The following is a 1512-nucleotide window of genomic DNA, read 5'->3' as shown; positions in this document are numbered from 1 at the left end:
GGCCCGGACGGCCGCGTCGACCCGCCGATCATCGGGATCCCGCTCGACGGCACCGGCGGCACCCGCCGGGTAGCCGACACCGACGGCGGCCGCCTCGACGGCGACCCGGTGCTGGACCGCGCGGTCGGGCCGATGCAGTTCCTGCCCGGGACCTGGGCGCGCTACGGCGCGGACGGCAACGGCGACGGCGTCGCCGACCCCCAGCAGGTCGACGACGCCGCCCTCGCCGCGGCCGGCTACCTGTGCGCGAACGGTCGCGACGTCGCCGACGCCGGGGACTGGTGGCGCGGGGTGCTCGCCTACAACGCCTCCGGCGACTACGCCCGCGACGTGTGGGCCGCCGCCGCCGACTACGCGCAGCGCACCGCCGTCCCGGCGCCGCCCGCTCCCTGACCCGGCCCGCACCCCGGCGGGCGCGGCCGTGCCGGCGGGACGCGGCGTGCGGGTCAGGCGAGGAGCGTGCGTCCCCAGTGGTCGTCGCCCTCGGCGAGGCCGGGTGGGACCGCGAACACCGCTGAGCCGTTGTGCTCCAGGTACTCGCTGAGCGCATCGGACCGGGCCAGCCTGCGCTGCATCGGCACGTACTGCGTCAGCGGGTCGCGCACGAACGCGACGAAGAACAGCCCGGCGTCGAGGTGGCCGCGGCCGTCGGTGCCGTCGACGAAGTTGTAGCCGCGCCGCAGCATCCGCGCGCCGCCGTTGGCCTCGGCGGAGGCGAGCCGGATGTGGCTGTCGTCCGGGATGACCGGCCCCGACGGACCGGTGGCGGTCAGGTCGGCGAGGTCGAACTCGGCCGTGCCGGTCAACGGAGCGCCCTCACCCTTGTCCCGGCCGATGATCTGCTCCTGCTCGTCGAGCCCGGAGCGGTCCCAGGTCTCGATGTGCATCCGGATCCGGCGGGCGACCAGATAGGAGCCGCCGCGCAGCCAGTCCGGGCCCTCGTCGCCGACCCACACGTGCTGCGCGAGCAGATCGGGCTCCTCGGCCTTGAGATTGTTCGTGCCGTCCTTGAACCCGAACAGGTTGCGCGGGGTCGCCTGCCCGGTCGAGGTCGACGACGTCCGCCCGAACCCCAGCTGCGACCAGCGCACCTCGGTGACGCCGAAGCCGTCGCGGACCAGGTTGCGGACCGCGTGCACGGCCACCTGCGGGTCGTCGGCGCAGGCCTGGATGCACAGGTCCCCGCCGGAGCGGGCCGGGTCGAGCCGGTCGCCCTGGAACCGGGGGAGCCCGGCGAGCTGGGGCGGGCGGCGGTCGACGATCCCGAGCTTGTCGAAGAACCCCGGGCCCACACCGAAGGTCAGCGTCAGCGACGCGGCCGGGAGCCCGAGCGCCTCGCCGGTGTCGGCCGGGGCGGCGTAGCGGTTGGCCGGGATCGCGCCGCCCTCGGCGGTCTCCCGGCCGGTCGTCATGCGCTCGGCCGCGGCGGTCCAGCGGCGCAGCAGGTCGGCGACGGCGGCGCGGTCGGTCGAGGTGAGGTCGAGCGCGACGAAGTGCAGCCGGTCCTGGGCC

2 protein-coding genes are annotated in these 1512 nt (G+C 76.1%); one reads left to right on the top strand and one right to left on the bottom strand.

The window, feature by feature from the left end; genetic code table 11:
* The coding region (locus GTW08_RS16280) for a lytic transglycosylase domain-containing protein (RefSeq protein WP_161152169.1) at nt 1-393 on the top strand (393 nt) is incomplete at its 5' end.
* A 53-nt stretch (nt 394-446) separates the two neighbouring features.
* On the opposite strand, the gene efeB is transcribed toward GTW08_RS16280, so the two are convergent.
* On the bottom strand, nt 447-1512 hold a 1066-nt coding region (gene efeB / locus GTW08_RS16275; RefSeq protein WP_161152168.1), incomplete at its 5' end, for an iron uptake transporter deferrochelatase/peroxidase subunit.

It is taken from the genome of Pseudonocardia sp. SID8383, from assembly GCF_009864975.1.
GTDB lineage: Bacteria > Actinomycetota > Actinomycetes > Mycobacteriales > Pseudonocardiaceae > Pseudonocardia > Pseudonocardia alni.
Note: the sequence above shows the minus strand (reverse complement) of the source record. Positions and strands in the feature narration are given on the sequence as shown.